18 protein-coding genes are annotated in these 20,970 nt (G+C 63.7%); 11 read left to right on the top strand and 7 right to left on the bottom strand.

The window, feature by feature from the left end; all coding sequences use genetic code 11:
• Window positions 1-60: 60 nt before the first annotated feature.
• On the bottom strand, window positions 61-3,705 hold the full coding sequence (pglX, locus tag ACWDRB_RS29630) for a BREX-2 system adenine-specific DNA-methyltransferase PglX (RefSeq protein ID WP_449899018.1): 3,645 nt from the start codon (window positions 3,703-3,705) through the stop codon (window positions 61-63).
• Window positions 3,702-7,901 carry a BREX system serine/threonine kinase PglW gene (gene pglW / locus ACWDRB_RS29625; protein ID WP_449899015.1) on the bottom strand — a complete coding sequence of 1,400 codons (4,200 nt, stop codon included), beginning with the start codon at window positions 7,899-7,901 and terminating at the stop codon, window positions 3,702-3,704. Before pglW ends, pglX begins: the two co-directional genes overlap by 4 nt.
• A 259-nt stretch (window positions 7,902-8,160) precedes the next feature.
• On the opposite strand from pglW, the gene ACWDRB_RS29620 reads away from it, so the two are divergent.
• Together ACWDRB_RS29620 and ACWDRB_RS29615 are read left to right on the top strand one after the other, a co-directional pair.
• Complete coding sequence (locus tag ACWDRB_RS29620) at window positions 8,161-10,005, top strand: GmrSD restriction endonuclease domain-containing protein (RefSeq protein ID WP_449899013.1); 1,845 nt, start codon at window positions 8,161-8,163, stop codon at window positions 10,003-10,005.
• A complete protein-coding gene (locus tag ACWDRB_RS29615) occupies window positions 10,002-10,976 on the top strand; it encodes a CBS domain-containing protein (protein ID WP_449899011.1) in 975 nt (324 codons plus the stop codon). The genes ACWDRB_RS29620 and ACWDRB_RS29615 overlap by 4 nt, the downstream gene beginning before the upstream one ends.
• A gap of 394 nt (window positions 10,977-11,370) precedes the next feature.
• Here ACWDRB_RS29615 and ACWDRB_RS29610 read toward each other — a convergent pair whose 3' ends face one another.
• Window positions 11,371-12,105 (bottom strand): XRE family transcriptional regulator, encoded by a 735-nt coding sequence (locus ACWDRB_RS29610; protein ID WP_366310076.1) that lies wholly within the window; start codon window positions 12,103-12,105, stop codon window positions 11,371-11,373.
• Between the two features lie 144 nt (window positions 12,106-12,249).
• Here ACWDRB_RS29610 and ACWDRB_RS29605 point away from each other — a divergent pair, with 144 nt between their 5' ends.
• From ACWDRB_RS29605 to ACWDRB_RS29595, 3 genes are read left to right on the top strand one after another with little or no spacing between them, the layout of a single operon-like run.
• Window positions 12,250-12,597 (top strand): hypothetical protein, encoded by a 348-nt coding sequence (locus ACWDRB_RS29605; RefSeq protein WP_366310074.1) that lies wholly within the window; start codon window positions 12,250-12,252, stop codon window positions 12,595-12,597.
• A gap of 14 nt (window positions 12,598-12,611) precedes the next feature.
• Window positions 12,612-13,064, top strand: coding sequence for a GntR family transcriptional regulator (locus ACWDRB_RS29600; protein ID WP_366310072.1), 453 nt, complete (start codon window positions 12,612-12,614; stop codon window positions 13,062-13,064).
• Between the two features lie 49 nt (window positions 13,065-13,113).
• Window positions 13,114-13,683 carry an HD domain-containing protein gene (locus ACWDRB_RS29595; RefSeq protein WP_449899007.1) on the top strand — a complete coding sequence of 190 codons (570 nt, stop codon included), beginning with the start codon at window positions 13,114-13,116 and terminating at the stop codon, window positions 13,681-13,683.
• On the opposite strand, the gene ACWDRB_RS29590 is transcribed toward ACWDRB_RS29595, so the two are convergent.
• The 4 genes from ACWDRB_RS29590 to ACWDRB_RS29575 form a co-directional block, all read right to left on the bottom strand.
• Window positions 13,680-14,828 carry an HNH endonuclease gene (locus ACWDRB_RS29590; protein WP_449899004.1) on the bottom strand — a complete coding sequence of 383 codons (1,149 nt, stop codon included), beginning with the start codon at window positions 14,826-14,828 and terminating at the stop codon, window positions 13,680-13,682. The two genes, ACWDRB_RS29595 and ACWDRB_RS29590, sit on opposite strands and share 4 nt — an antisense overlap.
• A gap of 138 nt (window positions 14,829-14,966) precedes the next feature.
• A complete protein-coding gene (locus ACWDRB_RS29585; RefSeq protein ID WP_449899002.1) occupies window positions 14,967-15,443 on the bottom strand; it encodes an NUDIX hydrolase in 477 nt (158 codons plus the stop codon).
• Window positions 15,444-15,446: 3 nt separating this feature from the next.
• Window positions 15,447-16,187 (bottom strand): helix-turn-helix domain-containing protein, encoded by a 741-nt coding sequence (locus ACWDRB_RS29580; RefSeq protein ID WP_449899529.1) that lies wholly within the window; start codon window positions 16,185-16,187, stop codon window positions 15,447-15,449.
• Window positions 16,188-16,687: 500 nt separating this feature from the next.
• Window positions 16,688-17,056, bottom strand: coding sequence for a GntR family transcriptional regulator (locus ACWDRB_RS29575; protein WP_449899000.1), 369 nt, complete (start codon window positions 17,054-17,056; stop codon window positions 16,688-16,690).
• 99 nt (window positions 17,057-17,155) lie between these two features.
• On the opposite strand from ACWDRB_RS29575, the gene ACWDRB_RS29570 reads away from it, so the two are divergent.
• From ACWDRB_RS29570 to ACWDRB_RS29545, 6 genes are all read left to right on the top strand, one after another.
• Window positions 17,156-17,509, top strand: a complete 354-nt coding sequence (locus ACWDRB_RS29570; protein WP_449898997.1) for an SCO3933 family regulatory protein — start codon at window positions 17,156-17,158, stop codon at window positions 17,507-17,509.
• Complete coding sequence (locus ACWDRB_RS29565; RefSeq protein WP_449898995.1) at window positions 17,502-18,839, top strand: FtsK/SpoIIIE domain-containing protein; 1,338 nt, start codon at window positions 17,502-17,504, stop codon at window positions 18,837-18,839. Before ACWDRB_RS29570 ends, ACWDRB_RS29565 begins: the two co-directional genes overlap by 8 nt.
• A 20-nt stretch (window positions 18,840-18,859) precedes the next feature.
• A complete protein-coding gene (locus tag ACWDRB_RS29560) occupies window positions 18,860-19,486 on the top strand; it encodes a DUF2637 domain-containing protein (protein ID WP_449898993.1) in 627 nt (208 codons plus the stop codon).
• A 19-nt stretch (window positions 19,487-19,505) separates the two neighbouring features.
• Window positions 19,506-19,853: a hypothetical protein gene (locus tag ACWDRB_RS29555; protein WP_449898990.1), complete on the top strand. Its 348-nt coding sequence runs from the start codon at window positions 19,506-19,508 to the stop codon at window positions 19,851-19,853.
• Window positions 19,854-19,869: 16 nt separating this feature from the next.
• Window positions 19,870-20,031, top strand: a complete 162-nt coding sequence (locus tag ACWDRB_RS29550; RefSeq protein WP_449898988.1) for a DUF3970 family protein — start codon at window positions 19,870-19,872, stop codon at window positions 20,029-20,031.
• A gap of 208 nt (window positions 20,032-20,239) precedes the next feature.
• Window positions 20,240-20,950, top strand: a complete 711-nt coding sequence (locus ACWDRB_RS29545; protein WP_449898986.1) for a replication initiator — start codon at window positions 20,240-20,242, stop codon at window positions 20,948-20,950.
• Window positions 20,951-20,970: the final 20 nt, after the last annotated feature.

The raw sequence follows: 20,970 nt of genomic DNA, 5'->3' as shown, positions 1-20,970 counted from the left end.
TCCACAATCACTCGCGATAGCAGGTAGCTCAGCCTATGAGCAGCACAGCCGCGGGTCCGCCTATTTGCCAGCCGAACGTCCGCGGGTGGCCTTCTTTGGCCGCCATGCAGCCAGATCGTCGTGTGTCAGCTGCAACTCACGTTGCTGCTCCTCTAGATATGCGGCGTATCCCTCCGCCGGGATCCGACCCTCCGCGTCGCGGTCGCCATGCCACTGCCACACCCAAGGCATCGCCTCGGCCAGGCCAGCTACCAGCGGTGCAAGCCGGTCACGATGCCAGCCTTCGCCGAATCGTCGCTCCTCGATCAGCGTAAAGAGCGCCTGAGCTTGCTCCAAGTGGTTCCACCCGGCCCAGCCGAGCAGTAGCGATCTGTCAGTGCCCGGAGAGGCCGTGGGGTAGGAGATGAACCGCTCCTTCGGTATGTCCAACTTGCCACGATTCCGCCAATACGACGCCTTGGCGAAGTCTCCCGAGCTGTACTTGTCCGGCACGTCGATGTTGAGCCTCTGTCCGGTCCGATCCTCTTCTCGCTGTTGCTCCCAGGTCTGCTCCCACCGCGCCCGCTTAACGAGCCCAGACTCCTTGTAACGAAGGGGAGCGAGGAACGGAACATGCTCGGCCTCGACGATCTCCGCGATCACATCGACCAGCTTCGCATCATCACCACCATAAAGGCGAGCCACCGCCACAACATCAGAGCCATCGGATGCCTTGGAGAGCCGGTCAGCCAGCCGGAATACTGTCATCGGCTTGGCCTGCTCTCCACCCGCTCCGTCTGGTGTGAACCAAAGCGACCGCTCCTCACATCGGTCCAGCAACCAGCTTCGGAGAGCTTCCCTCTCCTTCTTCTCCCACGATTCGCTGGCCCAACGCCGCTTGCACTCCGGCCGCTCAATTAGCCCCAGATCCCGTCGCCTCTCGATCGCCTCGATCCGCTTCTTGACAACCTTCCGGTACGCCTCCGGCCAGTGCACGGGTATCTCCGTAATGGGTGTAGACCCGTGCCGAGAGAACCACACAGTCTTTGCTTCGCCCTTAGCCACCTTCCGTGCGAGAACGATCTCAAAAGCTCGCTCCCCGAGTTGTAACTCCGGTATGGCCTCCACTGCCGCGATCAGTTCGGCTGCCTCAACGTCGTCAAGTAGCGCATAGATTCGGTATACCTCCCAGTCCAGCTCCTCTTGCAACCCGATCATCCGCCTTTTGATCCTCTCGCGCTCGGCTTGTGCCGCGTTCAGCCGTTCTCGACTCGGCACGGCAGCCGCACACACGGCATTGGGTTCTGTTGCAGAGAGCTGTTGCGAGAGGGAATCCAGTTCTTGCCCAATCTTCAACGGAAGTCGACTTGGCAAAGGGAATTCTTGAAGCTTCGTACCGGTGAATTCGTAGAACCGTTCCCATTCGTCATGCATGAATCCGCCAGTGCCGGACTGACTTCCTTTGTCGTGGCTAACTTGCTTGAGCCAGAAGCATGCTGTCGAGCTGTTGAGCACACCCAGCAGGGCTAGGTGCTCGTCCTTGCTTGCTTGCTCCCGCAGCTTGATCACCGGCGCGTGGCGATTGAGGACTGTCGAACCCGACGCCATACAGAAGTGGCCGTGAGTGGAGACGCACGCGAATGTGATCAGGCGCGTTGCATGGATTCGGCGCTGGTTAAGCATCGCATACTCGTGCCATTCCATCTCGCGCTCCTCGCGAGTTTCTCCAAATATCAATCCCGCGCGAAGCCTTGATCGATACGGCCAAAAGAGCGGACCCCTTTGAAGTGTGATATCTGGCCTGTTTGACGTGTCGTATGGCCAGATCACGCTTCTCTTCGCATGGGTCCAATCACGAACGGCATCCCCGGTGACAAATGGGCGAGAATTGGCGCCATTTCTGTTCCAAGTGGCGGGACGGTGGCCGTCTGCTACGTAAACCTCGTCGTCGCCCGTAATTGCATAAGGGCCGATCCCGCCATCGATGATTGATCTAAGCTTTGTAGGCAGGGTTATCGTCTTGAGGAGATTCGCAGCTCCGCCACCGCTAAGACTCCAAGGGTGCGTGAGGAGGCGGGCTCGTGGAAGGTCGGCGACGGATATCCATTGACTCTCAGAATTAGGGTGATCGACCTGTGTTTTGATGGCTTGCCAAACTCTGCCGTCCTCAGCGTTCTCGGGCTGGCTCGCCTCGCCTTGAATGCTCATTACTACTCGGACTGTATCTGTCGACAGTTGGATCCGATTGCGGCCGATGAGGATAACTGTTGGCGTGCCGTGTCCTGGAATATATGCTGCTGAGGTATCGATCACATGTGTGAGCTGCGGTGACCTCCTTTCGTCCGCGCCAGAGAGGTAATCTTCAATAAGCTTTCTTCCGAACTCGCGCTTCATGAAAGAATTTGCGGTAATTTGACCCACGTGGCCAGCGTTTCGATTGCTGCCGCCCGCTCGACGTGCGAGTTGAAAGAATCGGGCCGCAAACGGTACCGACAATGCGTACTTTCCGGAACACACTTCACGGTACGCCAACCGATAGCTTTTATTCTCCTGTCGGTCCTTGACCGTGATGTAGGGCGGATTTCCTACGACGACATGGTAGCTACCGACTTTGAGAATGTTGCAGGATTTCACATAGTCGAGCACATCCTCGGTCCGATACGTAAAGATCTCCGAGTGGGGGGACACTCCGGGAATCTCATCAGCTACCGCGGGACCGCCCTCACCGTGGAGAAGTGAGTCGCCGACGGCCACGTTGATGACGAAGTCGGCGCGAAGGTCGGCGAGTCGGTGGATGTCTCCGGCCTGCATAGCAACGAGGAGAAGTCGGAAGCGGGCGATAGCGGCAGCGAAGGGGTTCTTGTCAACGCCGTGGATTGAGTTAAGTGTCCGGGCGATGAGCTCCCAGCGGCCGACCCCAGGAGCAAGGCGCTCCCACTCGCGTAGCAGTCGTTGGAACGCGCCGAGTAGGAAGTGGCCGGAGCCGCAGGTCGGGTCGATCAGCCGGAACTCGCCGTCGAGGAAGTCGTCGGCGAACTCTTCCAGCGCAGGTGTCAGTGTGTAGTCGAGGATGAATTCTTCGACGAACTCGGGAGTCTGCCTTAGAGCATACGTGTCCTGCGCATGCTGGGAGAGGTCCTCATAAAGGTCACCGAGGAAGCGGGCGTTCCAGACGGGATCGGTGAAGTCATGCCGGATTTCACCTGTCTCATCGGTTTCACGCCAGAATGCCAGCAACCGCTTCGCCGCCTCGTGTGACGGCGTGATCGTCCACATGGGGTTGTGCGCTTGGTCAAAGAGCCCGGCGGTCACCTTGGTCACCGCGAGTGCGTCGCATGCGCGCTCAATCCAGCCGCGGTCGGTCGGGTCGTCGGCGGTGTGCCAGTAGCTCTCCTGGAGCTCCTTCGCCACGGCCAGGCGGGAGCCATATTCCACCGAAGCGCGTCCTGCGAGGTAGGGATGTTCGAGCAGCCCGTTGTCCTCACAGAAACGGACAAACACCGTGCCGAGCACCCAGGCGACTGCGGCCTGGGTGACGCGATCGTCAAGCCAGGAGTTCTTCAGCCCTGACTCGTACGGCGCCTCCGTACGCTCAGCTTCGCGGGCCGATCGCCATTCTGTGCGGAGGGTTTCATCGAACTCGCCCATAGCCCGCGCGCGAAGATCCGCTTCGAGTTCGCGAACCTGAACCTTCAGGTCTCTGACGAGGGCGAGGCGGTCGATCACGAGACTCTCCTGAGGTGGTCTGCGCGGGTAAAGCCTGACGGGATGGCGATGTGCTCAGCGTCGCCGGGCAACACACCGATGCCGTGGCCATCAAGGGTAGGCGGTCTCTTAGGGTCGCTCATGGGGCAAAGTAGCCACAGCCCGTGGGGATTCTCAGCGGACTGCCGTGCCCTGAAGGCCAGCCGAGCAAGGAGCTCCGGGCCGCCGGTGTAGCGGGCAAGGGGAGTTGCGTCGGTGAGCAGCACGACGCCGTCAACGGAGTTGACCCGCTGTTCCAAACGGTGTAGTGCCTCGGTGACCATGATGCCGAAGCCGGCGCGAGCGTCGGGAGCAGCGTTCTCCATGTCGGCGTCCACTACCACGCCCCAATCGGGCCAACCCTGCCCATCTCGGATCGCATGTAGTTCGCGCATGAACTCTGCCGTCACGTTCACTGGAGTCACCTCCGGGTGTACGTGTAGAGCATTCCGTACAGCTACCGCCTCGCTGACCCCAGCCTTCAGCACAAGGAAGCCACCATTACCGGCGGCGGCATCGAGGCGCTGCCAGGTTTCATCCCGGGAGGGCCCACCATCCCCAGCGGAAGGAAGCGTGCCGACTCCGCGGCTGCGCACGAGGGTTCCGGTTCGTGTGCCGTCGGGCAGCACATATCGGCCATCGGCGATCTGGACGGTGTAGCCCATCTTTGCCAGCAGAGGGCGCAGCTCAGCTGGCTCGGGGGGCGTGGCAAGCTCGGGGAACCGGGCCAGGACCCGCTCGACGAGCTGTTCGGGAGTAAGACCTGGAGCGCCCAAATAGCCCACGACCTGAGCGAGATGCAGTGCACGCTCGGGGTCGAGATTCCTCGGGTAAAGCTCCAGACGTGGCGAAACGGCGGCTGTCCTGGAGGCAGCACCCGCGAGCGCGACTAATCCGGTGTCAGAGAGCGACACCATGCCTTGAGGCTTCTTGATGCCGCGCAACCCCGCCAGAACGCTCACTGTTCCGGGAAGGGGATTACGAGTCACGAGAAGCTCCGCACGCTCGCCGAGCCTTACGGCATATTCGAGCAGCTCGGCTTCGCTGGGCGCGTCCCTATCCTGTCCGGAGGAGACCGCGACCAACATACGGTCGGGGAGGTCTCCGTCAGTCTCGCGGCGGCGTTTCTTGAGCTTTGGGTTGTCGAGCTTTTCCTCGGTTTCGATCGCCGCGCGGACACAAGCTGCCGCATGCGCAAGCCGTACAGCTTCGTCTTCGAGATTGGAGCCGCGACGGGCCAGCAGCGCGACGGCGACTTGCCCGACCTCCATGACCCGCCCGCTCTCCCGGAGGATCTCAGCCACGTCCTTGCGCAGAGCAGTGGTCACCCGGACGGTCTTCGCCCAGCGCTCACGGGTCTCAGCCAGGACGTTCGAGACGTATGCTCGGTCGAGCCCAGCGAATTCAGCGATCTTATGCGCGGTGGACCAGGGCGCGAGTGCCGGAAGTGTGCCATCGATGGGCAGCAGGAGGGCGAGCCGGACGACATTGACCCGCCCCTCGCTCCGCGCGGTGAGTTTGGGGACAAGCTGCTCGGCGGCCTCTTCGACTGTCAGATGAGCTAGGTCGTGCTCAACGACGGGTGTCGCACCTGGGGCGGGTTGGAGCAAGCCGAGGCTACGCCGCCATTGGCGGGCCCGCCTTACCAACTCGTTCTTGGGGCCGAGGCCGACGCCACGCAGACGCATGATCTGCGAGGCGGGGATTCGGATCAGCTCTCCTACAGTGCCGACTTCGAGCTGGTGCAGCGCGACGGACTGGGCACGCTCGGTCAGCCCAGCCGCCTGTACGGGGGTGTCAAGCCGGGCGACCAGCGCCGCAGCCTCGCGGATCTCGGTGGGATCGTCGTTCGTCGCCTGGATGGTATCGGGCGTGGTCAGCGGCGTGGTCTTGTCGAGGTCGCGGAAGACGTCCGACCAGCCACGTCGCAGAGCCCGCAGGTCGGTGTAGCGCTTGGCTACATCCCGGTGGAGAGCCTTCTCAAAGAAGGGGACCAATCGGTCCCGGAGGACCGGGTTGAAAGCCGCCTCGGCAAGTTGAGGAGTCTCTTCCTGCAGCATGCCGGGCTCGGTCGCGCCGTCGCCCCAGCTCGGGAGCTCTCCCGCGGCCATATTGTGCAGAGTGACCGCAGCCGCGTACCACTCGGCGTGCTTGTCGAAGTATGGCCTGCGGTCCTCGCCGAGAAACGGGTCGAGGTAGGGGGGAGTGCCAGCTCGGGTGGCGCTCCCTGAGGCATCTGCAAGCGAGAAGTCGAACAGCACCAGGCGGCGTGCCTTCTTAGTCAGCTCTTTGACCCCGATATTCTCCGGCTTGATGTCGCGGTGCCAGACTCCTTCTCCTTCGAGATAGACCAGGGCGTCAAGAAGGTGGTCACCGAGGCCTTCCAGCTCGTCCAGGCCAAGACGTCCCTCGTGGCGCAGATGCTCGGCGAGGGTGCGTTCTCCGGCACGATCTAGAACGATGAGGGTCCGGTTGGCGATCTCCAGGGGACCGTCGATAAGCCGGACGATGTGCGAATCGCGGAGCTGGCGGAGCTGATTGGCCTCGCGGATGAGACGGGCGGCGCTGGAGTCGCTGAGCGCGACCTTCAAGACCTCGCCGGTCGTGGTCAGGAAGGCGCGGGCGGTGGAGCCCTTGCCGAGGACCTTCTGCACGGTCCAACGGCCGATCGCACTGCCTCGTACGGCCTCCAACGGGTCTGCGACGGGTTCGCCTGGTTCGGTCACTTCGGCCTCGACGACATCCAGGCGCTCAAGGAACTGCCGAACCGTCTCGAATCGGTCTACGGCCTGAGTATGTGTTGCGCTGCGGACCAGATCGTCCATGCTAGGCGTGATGGCATCGCTTACTGCGCTGGGCACGAGGGCGAGTTCGCTCGTGAGCCGGGTGGCGAGCCCTGCCCGATCCTGGGCAGGCGGCTGGCCAGTTAGGATCAGGTGACTGAGCGCGCCAAGTCCGAAGATGTCGAGAAGGACGCTGTCGGCATCAGCCGTACCGAACTCGGGCGCGAGATAGGGCGCCGCAGAAAGCTCCACATGCTGGGCGAGTGAGGTGCCGTCGCTGCCGAGCAGCGTGGTGCTCTGCGGGCGGGAGGCTGCCTGCCAGTCTGCAATCATCAACCGCGGGAACCGGCCGTCCATCGTCACCCAGACGCACCGCGCGGCCAGAGCACGGTGGTAGAGGTGCCGGCGGTGGGCGTGATCGATGGCCTCCGCAAGCTGGCGGATCATCTCGACGCGAGTCTCCAACTCAAGGGTCTCCCCTTGGGCTGCCATGAGGTGATCGAGCCGCTGCCAGTCCTTGCCGTGCTTGAAGACGATCGATGGGCCAGCGTCATGCTCGTCACTGAACAGGTCTGCTGTGACGATGCCGTCGTGGTTGATCCCCCGCAAGGCGAGGTACTCGCGATGAGCCGCGCGGCGAGTGGAGTTTCGTGCCTCCTCAGTGGCGCCCAGTTCGGAGAGATACACCCGGACGCGGCGTGGCTCGTCATCGGGCATCGCCCTGTTGGTGGCAAGGAAGTCGGTCCAAGTTGGGCCAGTGTCGAAGGAGCGCCGGTCAAGCTGGTACGGGCCGATCTTGTAGCGCTTACGTAGGCCAGCGACACCGATGTGAGCTAGCAGGCGATGCAGGTCCCTAGAGATCTGCGGCGTTACCCCACCCCTGCCGCGGTGAAGGCCGTCCCAGATGCCGGGCAGATCTGTCTGTTCGGTCAGCTCTTGGCGGCCGTAGACCTTGGCCTTTTGAATGTCGTCGAACCGACACTCAAGGTTGGGTGCCGATAGAAAGACGGCGGGCTCGATCCAAGGGATCGTCATCTTTAGTTTGAGGTCGCGTGCAGCTTGCTCCAGGCGGCCCTTGAGCTCCTTAGCCTTCTGGTCGGTGAAATGGAGCGGGTTGTCGATCGTCCGGATCCGCTCGTCACGGAAGATCCATTTGGAACCTTCGTTGACGGCCTGGCCGGGGTGGCTCTTGACCTCGACAAGGAAGAGGCCGCTCGGAGTGGCGATGAATAGGTCGACTTCGCGGACATGGCCAAGCTGGCCTGTGAAGGTGAACGTGCTCCAGGCGCGGTAGGGATCCCTGTCGGGCATGAGGTCGCGAATGTGCTTGAGCGCGTCCTCTTCCCATTGGAAGTCGGACCTGTGCCCCACCCATCGTCCCGGCCCTGTGTTCATACAGCTCTGCTTCTCCTTGATCAGCCCTTATCCCAATGGCATCTTGCCAGCTTCCACCGCAGCCGGTACGGCAGTACACAGTGCCGTACAGACAATCGGGACAGACGTGACGATATGCATCAGGCAATAGACGCATTGTGACACTACTGCAAGCTGAGAGTCGTGCAATGCCTATGAACGCGGGGGAATCGTAGAGACAGCACCATCGCTCGCGGCTAGAGTTTTTGATCAATACCGGCGGCTACGCCTGAGGAGCGTCATGCCCTTCCAGAACCCGAGCTACCCCCTCGGAGAGTTGCTGACCATGGTCGCTGAGGGAAAGGTCCAGCTCCCAGATTTTCAGCGGCCATGGAAGTGGGACGACGAGCGGATCAGGTCTCTGCTGGCCACAGTGACCATGGACTACCCGCTGGGCGTCATGATGACCCTGGAGACCGGGGGGACCGGCGCCCGGTTCAAGCCACGGCCGCTCGCTGGGGTGACGCTGGACTCGGATCGGGAACCCGACGAGTTGCTGATGGACGGGCAGCAGCGGATGACATCCCTTTACCAGGCGCTCAAGTCCGGCCAGCCCGTAGAAACCATGGATGCGCGGAAGAAGAAGTTGCGCCGCTGGTACTACATCAACATCGAGGCAGCTATTTCGCCAGATGGTGACCGCGAGGAGGCGGTGATCTCCGTCCCGGTCGACCGGATCGTCCGCGACGACTTCGGGCGCGGCATCGCTCTCGATCTCAGCACCCGCGACCAAGAGTGCACTGAAGGCTACTACCCTCTCCGTCTCGCCTTTGATATCCCAGGGACCCAGAAATGGATGCGGCGGTACGCAACTGACGATGCGCGCTGGGAGCGATGGACAACCTTCATGGAGACGGTCTTGGAGATCGTCAAGCAGTACCAAGTTCCGATGATCAAGCTCATGAAGACGACCCCGAAAGACGCGGTCTGCATGGTCTTCGAGAAGGTCAACACCGGCGGCGTCCCCCTTAATGTGTTCGAGCTGCTCACCGCGACGTACGCAGGCGACCTGACATACTCGGGCAATCACGATCACGACTTCCAGCTGGTCGAGCACTGGGAGGAGACGCTTGAGGAGTTGTCGGGGCATCCAGTTTTCAACGGACCTGACCCAGGCGAGCGGCTCGCCAGCAGCGACTTCCTGCAGGCAATCTGCCTCTTGGCCACCCATCATCGGAAACGAGGTAGCGCGGACCCATTCGTCGCCCCTGCAGCAAGTTGTAAACGCAAGGACATCCTCGAGCTGCGTCTTGCGGACTATCTCACCTGGGCCCCGCAGGTCATCGAGGCGCTCCACTGGACCGCGCGGTTCCTCAACACCCAGGGTGTCTTCGCCTACCGCGATCTGCCCTACCGCACCCAACTGGTCCCGCTCGCAGCCATCAGGACCCTCCTCGGTTCAGCAACCGATCAACCCGAGATCCTGGACAAGATCACACGCTGGTACTGGTGTGGAGTTCTTGGCGAGCAGTACAGCGGAGCCCTGGAGAGCCGATTCCCGCGGGACCTTGAGCAGGTCGCCGGATGGGTACGCGGCGGCAAGGAACCGCAATCGGTCACCGCCGCCACCTTCCGCGCCGCCCGACTAGACACCCTTCTCAGCCGCAACAGCGCGGCCTACAAGGGGGTGTACGCCCTTGTACTTCGGCAGGGGTGCTACGACTGGACCCACAGCAAGGACATCATCGACGCGACCATCTTCGAGGAACAGCAGGTCGACGTCGTACGGATCTTCCCTAAGGCGTGGTGCGAGAAGAACGGCATCCCGGCGGATCGCAAAAACAGCATTGTGAATAAGACCCCGCTGACCAGCCACACTGCTCGGTTGATCGGGGCACGCGCACCGAGTGTCTACATGAGAGCGTTGGAGACCGAGACCGGCTTGCCCGGAAACTGGCTCGACGATGCTGTCGGCACCCACCTGATCGATCCCGCTGACCTGCGAGCTGGGGACTTCAAACGCTTCTACGCAACCCGCCACAGGGAGTTGGTCGCGCTGATCGAAGACGCTATGGGGCGTCTCACTATCCCGGCCGAGGCAGCACCCGAGAGCACCTCCGACTACCAGGATCAGGGGGCGGCGTGAGTGACAAACTCAAGCATTTCCTAGACGATGCAGCCTCGGAGCCGATCCACCTGACGGTCCGTGACCTCCTGGCCAAGTGGGATTTCAAGATCCGGAACTTCACCACGGTCCCACGTGTCGCCGCAGACCTCGCCAAAGCGGGTCTGAAATGCGAACCCGCATTCGACGATGTCAGTATGACCACCTCAGTATGCATATCGTCCAAGGCACTAGCTGCAGATGAGGAGCAGATCGAAGATTCGGTGGGGCTACTCTTTCCGCAAGCTGCCCTCCTCATCAGCGACATCCCCTCAGCTAACCGTGAGGTGATGTCTATCCCCCCGGACGCCACGCTGGCGCAGGCACATGCTGTGATGATGGATCACGGGTACTCGCAACTCCCTGTGATTACCAACGACGGGCGTCTTGTCGGCGCCGTCAGCTGGGAGCGGATCGGTCATATCCGCGTGGGCTCTCCAACCGCCGAGCTGAGCACCGTGATTGATCGGGATCCAAACATCGTCAAGCTCAACGACGACCTGCTCAGGAAGATCCCTATGATCTATGACGCTGGCTTCGCGCTCGTCCGCGACCAAAGCGATGAGATCTGCGGGATCGTCACCACAGCTGACCTGACTGAGCAGTTTCGCCTGCTCGCGGAGCCGTTCTTCCTCGTCGGCGAGATCGAGAAGCGGCTGCGCCGGTGTATCGGGAAGGTCTTCTCCGTCGAGGACCTTCAGTGTGTCGGAGGGAAGATCACCTCGGTAAACAGCATGACCTTCGGACAGTACGTTCGCTTCCTTCGCATGCCCGGCATCTGGCCGCAGCTCCAATGGCACATTGACTGCACCCTCTTCACCGAACGACTCGACCAGGTCCGTGTAGTCCGTAACGAGATCATGCACTTTCGCCCCAACCCACTTACCCCCGCACAGCGCGATCGCCTGCGTAACTTCACCTCCTGGATGCACAGCCTCGATCCACAACGCTGACAGGAACGGTTCGCCTGCAGACTGATCCGCTCAGGCCGCTTTCGTGGTTTGGCATTCCTTGTGGTGCTGGCGAGGAGATGGACACGCTTCCGCCTAAACCACCCAAGCCCCATCTCCGAGGAGGCCTGGCGCCCGTTCACCGTTCACCACGTCCCTGGCGCAAGTCGTTACATAGGCCGCTCTCGATGATCGACCCTCGTCTACAGCCGTCCGCTTGGCGGTCACAGCGCGTGGCCGGCGCTGGCCGCGACCGGCCGAAGAGCCGCAGCGCGGCCAGCGACCGCCCAACGCGCGGCGGGCCGCTGGAGGCGGGCCGCCCTTGATGACGTGTTGATATTTGGCTTTCTGATCTTGGTCGAGGTGCTGGTGATCATCACGGGTCGCCTGTGCTGATTCAGCCTGAGATCGTGACTCCCCTTGCCGTTGCCCATACGTCTTCAAAGCTCGCCATGTATGTAGCTGCTGCTCCCGATGGCTCGGTGGCTTGCAGGTGTACAACGGGCGCATCAGCTGCTGGAGTGCCGTAGACGTGCGCATTCACGAGTAGATGTTCGTCCGCTCGGTAGATCGAGTTATAGAGCACAGTCTGGTGCAGCCGGATCTCGACCCCGTTCTCGTGGCTGAGAGCTCCGTACAGGGGGAGGGCTGTCCTCATGCGCGCTCCCATGAGGTCGGGACCAATGCCTTCCTCGACGCCGCGGGTTGCGATCTGAGCTGCGTCAGGGTCGCCCAGGAGGATGCGTACGGTTACGCCGGCGCGAGCTTGTTGGGCGAGGAGGCGAATGATGCCGTTGTCTTCGGCCAGGAACAGGCCGCTGTACGTAAGGATGCCGATCTCCCGCTTCGCTGACTGGAAGAGGACACTCCAGGCGGCCCGTGGGACGGCCCAGCGGTGCGGATAGATGGTCTGCACTTCTTCGGTCAGTGCACGGTGCCCCTGAGTGAGGTCAGGCCATAGGTCGGCTTCGTCCACTTGAAGGAGGTCGGCGACGGCCCAGCGGTGGCGTGGGTGGGGAGTGCGGCCCTTGAGCCAGCGGCTGACGGTCTTGGGGTCCACTGAGAGGCGCGCGGCGACGTCCACGGGCTGGAGGCGGGCGGTGGTCATGGCGTGGCGCAGGTTGTCGTTCATGTGCCGTCCCTCCTGCTGGACCAGGCGTTATGCCTCGGAAGTTAACACGAGACGTCCCTAGACGTCCCCGAGTTGCGGTGTAAAGGTTCCGTGCTGCGCGCGAACCTCGATGTACACGCACCGTGACGGAGAAGGGACGGAACGATGACACGTGAGACCGAGGAGCGGCAGCGCGCATGCCAGGAGACCTTGCTCGCGGCGCTGCGCAACGAGCTGGTAGAGCGCGATACACCCGCGTCGTTCCTCATCGAGGACAGCGGTCGCCCTGCAGTGGAGGTGCTCGACGTCGAAGGCCGGCCGCGGCGGATCTATGTCCATCTACAGTTCCGCTGGTTCTACTGGGGTGACGAGCCGAACGAGCGGATCTCCTGTCTGCAGCTTCTCGGGGCGGTCGACCGAGTCCAGCAAGCGGCCGAGGCGGGCTGGCGGGAGGGGGACCAGGGGGAACAGGCCTTCAGTCTCCACACGATCGCTGACGCGTACCGATTCTGAGGCCTGCATCAACCGTGACCACCTGGCTGACTGGTTGGCGGGTCTTCACTCAGATCGTCGACCGGCTACGAGAGAGGATCGAGATGAGTTTGTATCCGGTGGGTTCGCTAATGCCGTCCGAGGCGGCGCTGTGTAGAGAGTTCGGGGTCGCGCGCAACACCGTGCGTCGAGCGATGGCCGTGCTGGAGGCCGAGGGGTTGATCCTTACGATCCCGGCTAAGGGGCGGCTGGTGCTGGGTGGCGAAGCGCCGGCTGAGGATCTGTATCTGTATCAGACGATCGCCCGCGAGCTGCGTGGGGAGATCGAGCGTGGCGATCTGGCGCCTGGTAGTGCTCTGCCCAGCGAGTCGCAGTTGCGGCGGCGTCACGAAGTCTCGCGCAGCACGGTTCGGCAGGCACTCGCCCTGCTCGAAAAGGAGGGCCTCATTGTGGCTGAGCACGGGAGAGGGCGTTACGTGCGGAGATGAGACGTCCTGGGACGTCCTGGCGCGTGCACTGGATCGATCCTGGCACCTCATGCTTATCGTGGGCAGTGTGGGACAAGCTGAATGGGCTTATGACCTCGCCAAAGACCTGCTGGAGACGACGCTTCCGCGGCGTTGGGCGCACACGCGAGGCGTTGCCGCACGGGCCATGTCGCTGGCACCTGTCCTCGGTGACGAGGCCGACACCCTGACCGCCGCCGCCTACCTGCACGACATCGGGTACGCCCCGAATCTTGTCGACACCGGGTTCCATCCCCTCGACGGTGCGCGTTACCTACGCGACGTCCACCAGGCTGACGACACCATCTGCCGCCTTGTCGCCCATCACTCCTGTGCTGTGAACGAGGCGCTCGAACGGTCGCTGTTCACACAGCTCACGGTGGAGTTCGACGAAGAACGGCCTCTGCTCGTGCAGGCGCTGACCTACTGCGACATGACCACCGGCCCGGATGGAGTGCATTTCGACGTGACCGAACGGCTCGCCGAGATTCATTCCCGCTACGGGCCGGAGCATCTCGTGTCTCGATCGATCACCGCGTCTACGCCTTGCATACTCGCGGCGGTACGGGAGATCGAGGGGCGGTTGGCTCAGAGCGGTTAGCTCTGGCGAACCACCTGCCGGTGGTAGGCGACGTTCGCGATGTTGATCGTGTGTTGCGGGGCCAGGCGGAGACTGCCTCTGATCTGGCCGGCGACCTCGTCGAAGACCTGGAGATCGTCCGTGAGGGTGAAACCTCCCCGGTCGAACAGAACGTGATCGTTGGGGCACAGGCAGAGGAGGTTTCCCGGCTCGTCGGGGCCGTTGTGTGGTGTGCCGACTGGGCGGATGTGGGCGCCTTCGGCGTAGGAGCCGTTGGGAAGTCGGAGCCGCTGGCCGCAGATCTGGCAGTGGTGTCCATGGAGGTCCTTGATCTGCTGCGCGAGGGCTGAGTCGCGGATCACGCGCATGATGGTGGACTGACGGCGCTGCGGTGCCGGCGAGTCTTCAATCAAGGGCACATTGGCGTCAGGAACGCTCGCCAGGCCGACTGCGGTAAGAAGCGCTTCGTGATCGTCGCCCTGGAAGTACTTCTCCAGGAGCCGCATCACGATCTGTGCACGCACGTCGGCGTTCTGGGTGACGATGGTGTGGGCCCGCGGTCGCAGACCGCTTGTGGGGGCGTGGTCGCGCATCCATCGCTGGGCGGTGCTGGTGCTGGCGGGCGGAACGTCGGCCTCGTCGAGCTCCCAGAGACCGTCGTGGAACAACCGGAGGATGGGGAACTCGGGGTTCGGTCGGTCGTCGACATGGCCGAACGTGCTTATGAGCGAGGAGAGTTCGGCGCTGGTCTGCTGCCAATTCTCCAGGCGTGGTTCGCCCTGTGCGGCCCGTCCGAGCGCCCACAGCAGCGTCAACGGCTGATGTCGGCGAGGCTGGCCGGTGAGTCTGGATTGATCCGTGCGAAGGGAGTTGATCTTCAGGAGCAGGTTCTCGATCGTGTGCTCGCCGATCGTCAGCCCGGGAGCGGTGACCTCGAATCCAAGACGGATGAGCTGGCGTGCCACAGTCTCCCTGCCGCCGGAGAAGTCCTGTGCGAGGAGCGGCCGGCCGGTGACTCCTCGGTGGGCTACTCCGGCGATGGCCTTGGAGTCGTACCGTCGGCCCTCATGCACCAGGAAGTAGTCGCGCGCAGGCCGATACCCGTAGGTGCTCAGGAAGGCGTCCCGGCCCATAGCGTCGTACTCAACGATGGCGGCGAGGATCATTTCGCGACGAAGATCAGATAATCCCACGCCGACAGCTTATGAGGCGATTTATCGCTGCACACGCTGCTCGGCCACCTCAAGCGGGCGTGTCTGCCAAGGGCTCTCGACCGGACGCTTGCCCCCGATGGGTTGGAGAAGTCAGCCGATGTGGGGCCGTGTGGCGCCGGCGAGGTAGTGGTCGATCCGCATCCGCATCGAGCGGTCCATGTGCAGGGATGTGAGCTGCTCGCGCGGCACCCAGATGACCTCGCGAGATTCGTCGCTGAGGGTTGGCTCCCCGCTGACGGCCTGGCCCCGCAGCACGATGGAGAACTCCTGACGAGCCTCGCCGTTGGAGGTGTAGAGGATCACGTGCCGCGGGTCGCTGTAGGTGCCGACCAGGCCGGTGATCTCGCACACGATGCCGGTCTCTTCGAGCGTCTCCCGAATGGCGGCTTGGGGGATCGACTCGCCCAGGTCGATGGCCCCTCCAGGAACCGCCCAGTTGTTGTTGTCGGTACGGCGGATCATCAGCACGTCGCCCCCGGCGTTGGTGACGACGACGTTCACGGACGGCACCAGGCTGTTGGGCGCTGGAGCGTCGGGGTCGTCGTAGTAGTCGATCCGCTTGGCCACGGTTCAGGACCCTATCGGTCGGGCGCCATCCCAGACGCGTTCGAAACTGTCGGAGTAGGTGGTGACCATGTCTCCGCCGATCACCCTTCGCAGGTGGAAGACCGGAGCGTTACCGGCGGGCACGCCATACACATGGGTGTTGACGAGGAACTGGTCGTCGGCACGGTAGATCGAGTTGTAGAGCACGGTCGCATGGAGGCGGAACTCCACGTTCTCCCGCCCGATCAGCGACCTGTAGAGCACGAGGACGTTGCGAATCTTGAAGGACATGCCGTCCCCAATGCCCTCGTCCGCGCCACGCTGCGCAACCTCGGCGCATTCCGGATCTCCCAGGAGGATCCGGACCCGCACCCCGGCGTCGGCCTTCTCGCCGAACATGCGCACCATGCCTGCGTCATCGGCGAGGAACAAGCCGCTGTAGACCAGCACGCCGATCTCTTCGGACGCGCCGGAGAACAGCCGTCCCCACACGTCCCTCGGTACGGCCCAGCGGTGCGGGTAGACGGTGACGATCTCGCTCTCCGAGGCTGAGGCGACCTGGTCACGGGTCAGGGCCTCGGGCCACAGGTACGTCTCCTCTATATCGAGGTACGAAGCCACCGCATAACGGTGCTTTCGGTACGGCGGACGCCCCTTCGTCACCCACCGTTCGACTGTTTTCGGATCGACGGCGATCGCCTCGGCGAGCTGGGTGATGCTCACGCCGCGCTGAAGAAGAGTCGCGCGCAACCTCTCGTTAGCCATCTCACCTGCCAGGAGGGACGTCCGGGGACCTGCACATCGTAGGCCGGACGTCTTGAACATGTCCCGTCGTGTAGTGATCTCGTCCTCACTCTCCGTCGCATTCTCGGTATCGCAAGGCAACGCCGACCCCGACCGAAAGGACAGGTGATCACATGACCGACGAGATCTACCCCGACCCCACGTGCGAGTGCCGCGCACTCCTCCCGCAGGGCCAGGACCGCTGTCAGAAGTGCCGGGCCCGTGACCGCTGGATCAAGAGGCAGGCCGCCAAGCGTCGGGATGGCAGGCGTCGCGGCGAAACCCGCCGCCCTCCGCGCAGGTCCCGCCGCGAGGCTATGGCGGGGGTGACGTGGACGTGATCGCGCTGATCATCGCCCTGGTCCTGGGGGCGACGCTGCTCGTGGGTTACGCCGTCGTTCTGATCGGCATCCGCCGTGAGGACAAGGCGCTGAGCCTCCGCCAACGTCCCGCTGGGGCGTCGGCGGCACTCGCCAGGAAGGTTACGGGGTGCTACGTCCGGAACGGGGTTTCTTGGACGTAGCCAACTGCTCCTCGACCCGTGCCAGTCGCACCGACATCTCTTGTACGGCGGAGCGCAGCTCCGCCACCTCGCTCACCAGGTCCTCGGCCGCTGCGGTGTCCTCGGGATCGCTGACGAACACGCCCTTTCCCTGCTGCCCGATGACCAGGCCCTCGTTGCGCAGGATGCCGACGGCCATCTTCACCACCGACAGCGACGCGTCGTACTGCTCGGCGAGCCGGGCCGTGGACGGCAGGGGAGTTCCGGGCGCGAGGGAGCCGCCGCGGATCTGCGCGCGCAGATCGTCGGCGATCTGGAGATAGCCGGCCCGCCCGGTGTGCTTGACCATCCGGACCATCTCACCACACCAAGTTGGCCACGCCAACATTGACAACTGAGCCAACTAGGTTAACTATGTTGGCTACGACGAATAAGGAGGACACAGCTCATGCGTACGATCCCGATTCCTGTAGACGTCCACCGACTCCGCTTCACCTGCGCCAAGGCGCCTCGTCCGCGACTGGCCAACCAGGACACGGGCGAGATCAAGATCGACAAGAACGGCCAGACCATCTACGAGGTGATCCTCATGGCCGAGGACGAGTTCGGCCGGATCGAGCTGGTCCGGGTCAACATCGCGGGCGAACCGACCATCGCTCAGGGACAGAACGTCGTCCCCAAGGGCATGGTCGGCTACGTCTGGGAGATCTCCCAGGGCGGCCAGCAGCGCTGGGGGATCAGCTACAAGGCCACCGACATCGTCGATGTCTCCGCCGTACCGGGTGGAGGCGAACGTGTCTGACAGCCTGCGCCTGGTGCTCACAGTCCTTTCCCTGATCGGGGTGGGACTGTGGGCCTGGCGCCGCGGCCATCCCGCCTCCTTCTGGCTCGTGGTCGGCTCTCCGCTGACGGCGCTCAGCGCCCGGGGGTCCTGGAGGCGGGTGGCGCTGGGGTGCGGGCTCACCAAGAAGCGGCAACGCTGGTGGTTCACCGTCGCGCCTGGCGCGGTGACCTCCACCGGTCTGGTCAGGGTTCGCCGGCGTTTCCAGCGCGTGGCGGTCGACACCAAGCCCTTCATGTGGCTGCCGCGGCCTACTCGGTACGGCTGGCGCGTCACGCTGTGGACGCTGGAGGGACAGGTGCCCGGCGACTATGCCGAGGCTGCAGAACGGCTCGCGCATTCGTGGGGAGTGCACGCCGTGCGCGTCTCATCCCCGCGGCCCGGTCGCGTCGTCCTGATGGCAACCCGCCGCGATCCGCTGGTCAAGATCGACGAGATTCCGGCCAGTCCGGAGCTGTTGAAGGTGACCGTTGGGCGGCTCGAGACCGGGCGGCCTTGGACGATCGACTTCCGTGCGGTGCCGCACTGGCTGAACGCTGGCGCGACACAGTCGGGCAAGTCGAACCTGGCCAATGCCCTCATCGTCGGCCTGGCGCCACAGCCGGTGGCGCTGGTCGGCTTCGATCTCAAGGGCGGGGTCGAGTTCACGCCGTACAGCCCGCGGCTGTCGGCCCTGGCCACCTCGCGAACCGAGTCGGTCACGTTGCTGGATGACCTGGTCGCGCTGATGGTCGACCGCATGGGGTTGTGCCGTCAGGCCAGTGCCCGCAACATCTGGCAGCTTCCCCCAGGAATTCGTTCGATGCCCGTCGTGGTCCTGGTCGACGAGTTGGCTGAGCTGTACCTCATGGCCGACAAGTCAGAGAAGGACGAGATCGCCAAGACCTCGACCGCGCTGCTGAGAGTGGCGCAGCTCGGACGAGCCTTCGGGATCTACCTGTTCTGCTGCGGCCAACGCATCGGCTCCGACCTCGGTCCCGGTGTCACAGCACTACGCGCCCAGTGCTCGGGACGCATCTGCCATCGGGTCAATGATCCCGAGACCGCCACCATGACCCTCGGCGATCTCGACCCTGCCGCTCTTGCGTCGGCTCGAACCATCGCCGCGGAAACGCCCGGTGTCGCGATCGTCGCCGGCCAGGACGGTCAGTGGTATCGCGCCCGCTCCTTCTACGTCCGTGAGGCGACCGCCGAAAATGCCGCCCGTACCTACGCCCACCTCGCTCCGCCCTGGGACGAGATCACCGCTCACCTGCCTGGCTACGACCCGTCCGAACTGCTCGACGCCTGACCCGGAAGGAGGGATCGACGATGCGACGCCATGGCTTGTGGTTGCTCGACACCGGGCCAGTCCTGGTGTTGGCCGCCATTGCGGGCGCTGGATCGTTCACCCACATCCGGGACACCGCCGTCGAACACGGCCAAACCGGCTGGATGTCCTGGGCCATCGCCATCTGCGTCGACCTGACCTGCGTCATGGCCGCTCGCGAACGCCAGCGCGACAAGAAGACGGGCCGCGCTCGACGAGGTCCTGTCTCTTGGCCTGTCCTCGTCTTGGCAGGCGGCGTCGTCCTGTCCCTGGCCGCCAACCTGCAACAAGCGGATCCAAGCGTCTGGGGCTGGATTACGGCGGCGACACCTGCAGGCGCGTTCCTGATCGCGGTCTCGATGCTCGAACGCCGAGCTTCTGTAACTCCGCCCGTCCCAATTCCGACCGAAGTGGAAGCCGTCGAAATGGAACGTTCCATGGCGACAGAGCCAGCCACTCAGGACGGCAGCGCCGGTCCATCCCAGGTGCTCGTCGACTACGCCCACCGCGTCGCAGCCGAACACCAGGCCGCCCATGGCAAGCCCATCACCTCCGACGCTCTCCGTGCCCGGCTCGGCGTCTCCAACCAACTCGCGTCCGACCTGCTCCGCACCATGCGGGCAGCTTGACCAGAAGGGAATCCGCACTATGCCGTTCAACCACCGTGACGCCTTTATTACCGGCCTCTACGAACTGGCTGGCTTCCTGGAGACCAACACGGACATCCCTGTCCCCACATGGGGCGCCGTCCACCACTTTCCGCAACTCGACACCGATGACGAGCTACGCACCGCGATAGACAAGATCGCTGCCTGCCTCGACGCACCAATCGACGAGGACGACACCCCGTACGGCCGCTACGCGACCTCACGCTTCTTCGGACCCATCGAATACCGCGCCGTGGCCATCCCGGCTGAGGCCCGTGCCCGGCATGCCGCCGACAACAGCTACTACGGCTGCGTCCTGCCCGACACCGACCCGGAAGACACCACCTGATCAGAAGGCAGACACCATGCGCATCCGCCTCGACGGCACTCGCCCCGAACTCGTGGACGCCCTGTTCCGGCTACGCCAGACCTTCACCGTCTCCAACGTCTCCCGCGCATACCCAGACCGAGCCCGACCGCACCACTGGCGGATCTTCATCACCACCGCGCCCAAAGAAAGGAGGTGAGCCCCATGGACGACCAGCTACCGCAGCACTACCGGTGCTGGACCTGCGGGGGCACCGGAGTCGACTCCAACGCCGACACCTGCCCCGACTGTGACGGACTCGGCTTCGACTGACCGTCAGCGCTCCCGGCCTGGCCGCACATCCGCCAAGACACACGCCAGGTCGGGAGCCATCCCTCCACCCCAACGAGTGAAAGGAGGATTCCATCTTGCCTGCACACCTGGCCACTTCGCACGCCATCACGGGCATGATCACCCGACTCAACCACCCTCAGTACGACCGCTGGGCCGGCCAGATCAAGCGCACCGGCGGCTGCCGCCAGCCGATCCACCTACGAGGCAAGGTCGAGCACTACGACCGCTCCACAGGCCAACTCCTGCACCGCTACAGCACCGTTCATGAGCCCGATGGCATCCTGCGCGTCCCCTGCAAGACCCGCCGCGCATCCCGCTGCCCATCCTGCGCCGAGACCTACCGCGCGGACACCTACCAGCTCATCCGCGCTGGCCTGATCGGAGGCAAGGGCGTCCCAGAAACCGTCACCGCCCACCCTTGCCAACTCGTCACCCTGACCGCTCCCTCCTTCGGTGCGGTGCACCTCCGTCGCGAGCGGGACGGAAAGGTCCTGCCCTGCCACGCTCGGCGCGATGCGGAAACCTGTCTGCACGGCCACGTCATGTCCTGCACCGAGCGTCATAGCGCCGAGGATCCCCGCCTCGGGGAACCGCTCTGCCCCGACTGCTACGACTACTCAGGCTCTGTCCTCTTCAACGCCCTGGCCCCGCTGCTCTGGAAGCGCTTCACCAACTCCGTCCGTCGCCACCTGGCCAAGCTGGGCGGTCTTAGAGGTCCTAACAAAGTGAATCTTGACCGGCCGTGCATCCATGCTTCGATGGCCATCGAGATGTCTGGAGCCTAGGTTGCGTTCCGGAGCCGTTG

Source organism: Nonomuraea sp. NPDC003707, assembly GCF_053587055.1.
The sequence above is the reverse complement of the archived record's forward strand: the minus strand, read 5'-3'. Positions and strand labels throughout refer to the sequence as shown.

Excerpts from the sequence above, each read along its gene's own strand:
- ACWDRB_RS29575 (WP_449899000.1), bottom strand. The coding sequence starts at position 17,056 with ATGGTCAAGCACACCGGGCGGGCCGGCTATCTCCAGATCGCCGACGAT.
- ACWDRB_RS29580 (WP_449899529.1), bottom strand. The coding sequence starts at position 16,187 with ATGGCTAACGAGAGGTTGCGCGCGACTCTTCTTCAGCGCGGCGTGAGC.
- ACWDRB_RS29560 (WP_449898993.1), top strand. The coding sequence starts at position 18,860 with ATGCGACGCCATGGCTTGTGGTTGCTCGACACCGGGCCAGTCCTGGTG.
- ACWDRB_RS29590 (WP_449899004.1), bottom strand. The coding sequence starts at position 14,828 with ATGATCCTCGCCGCCATCGTTGAGTACGACGCTATGGGCCGGGACGCC.
- ACWDRB_RS29555 (WP_449898990.1), top strand. The coding sequence starts at position 19,506 with ATGCCGTTCAACCACCGTGACGCCTTTATTACCGGCCTCTACGAACTG.
- ACWDRB_RS29620 (WP_449899013.1), top strand. The coding sequence starts at position 8,161 with ATGCCCTTCCAGAACCCGAGCTACCCCCTCGGAGAGTTGCTGACCATG.
- ACWDRB_RS29550 (WP_449898988.1), top strand. The coding sequence starts at position 19,870 with ATGCGCATCCGCCTCGACGGCACTCGCCCCGAACTCGTGGACGCCCTG.
- ACWDRB_RS29595 (WP_449899007.1), top strand. The coding sequence starts at position 13,114 with ATGCTTATCGTGGGCAGTGTGGGACAAGCTGAATGGGCTTATGACCTC.
- pglW (WP_449899015.1), bottom strand. The coding sequence starts at position 7,901 with ATGAACACAGGGCCGGGACGATGGGTGGGGCACAGGTCCGACTTCCAA.
- ACWDRB_RS29610 (WP_366310076.1), bottom strand. The coding sequence starts at position 12,105 with ATGAACGACAACCTGCGCCACGCCATGACCACCGCCCGCCTCCAGCCC.
- ACWDRB_RS29570 (WP_449898997.1), top strand. The coding sequence starts at position 17,156 with ATGCGTACGATCCCGATTCCTGTAGACGTCCACCGACTCCGCTTCACC.
- ACWDRB_RS29605 (WP_366310074.1), top strand. The coding sequence starts at position 12,250 with ATGACACGTGAGACCGAGGAGCGGCAGCGCGCATGCCAGGAGACCTTG.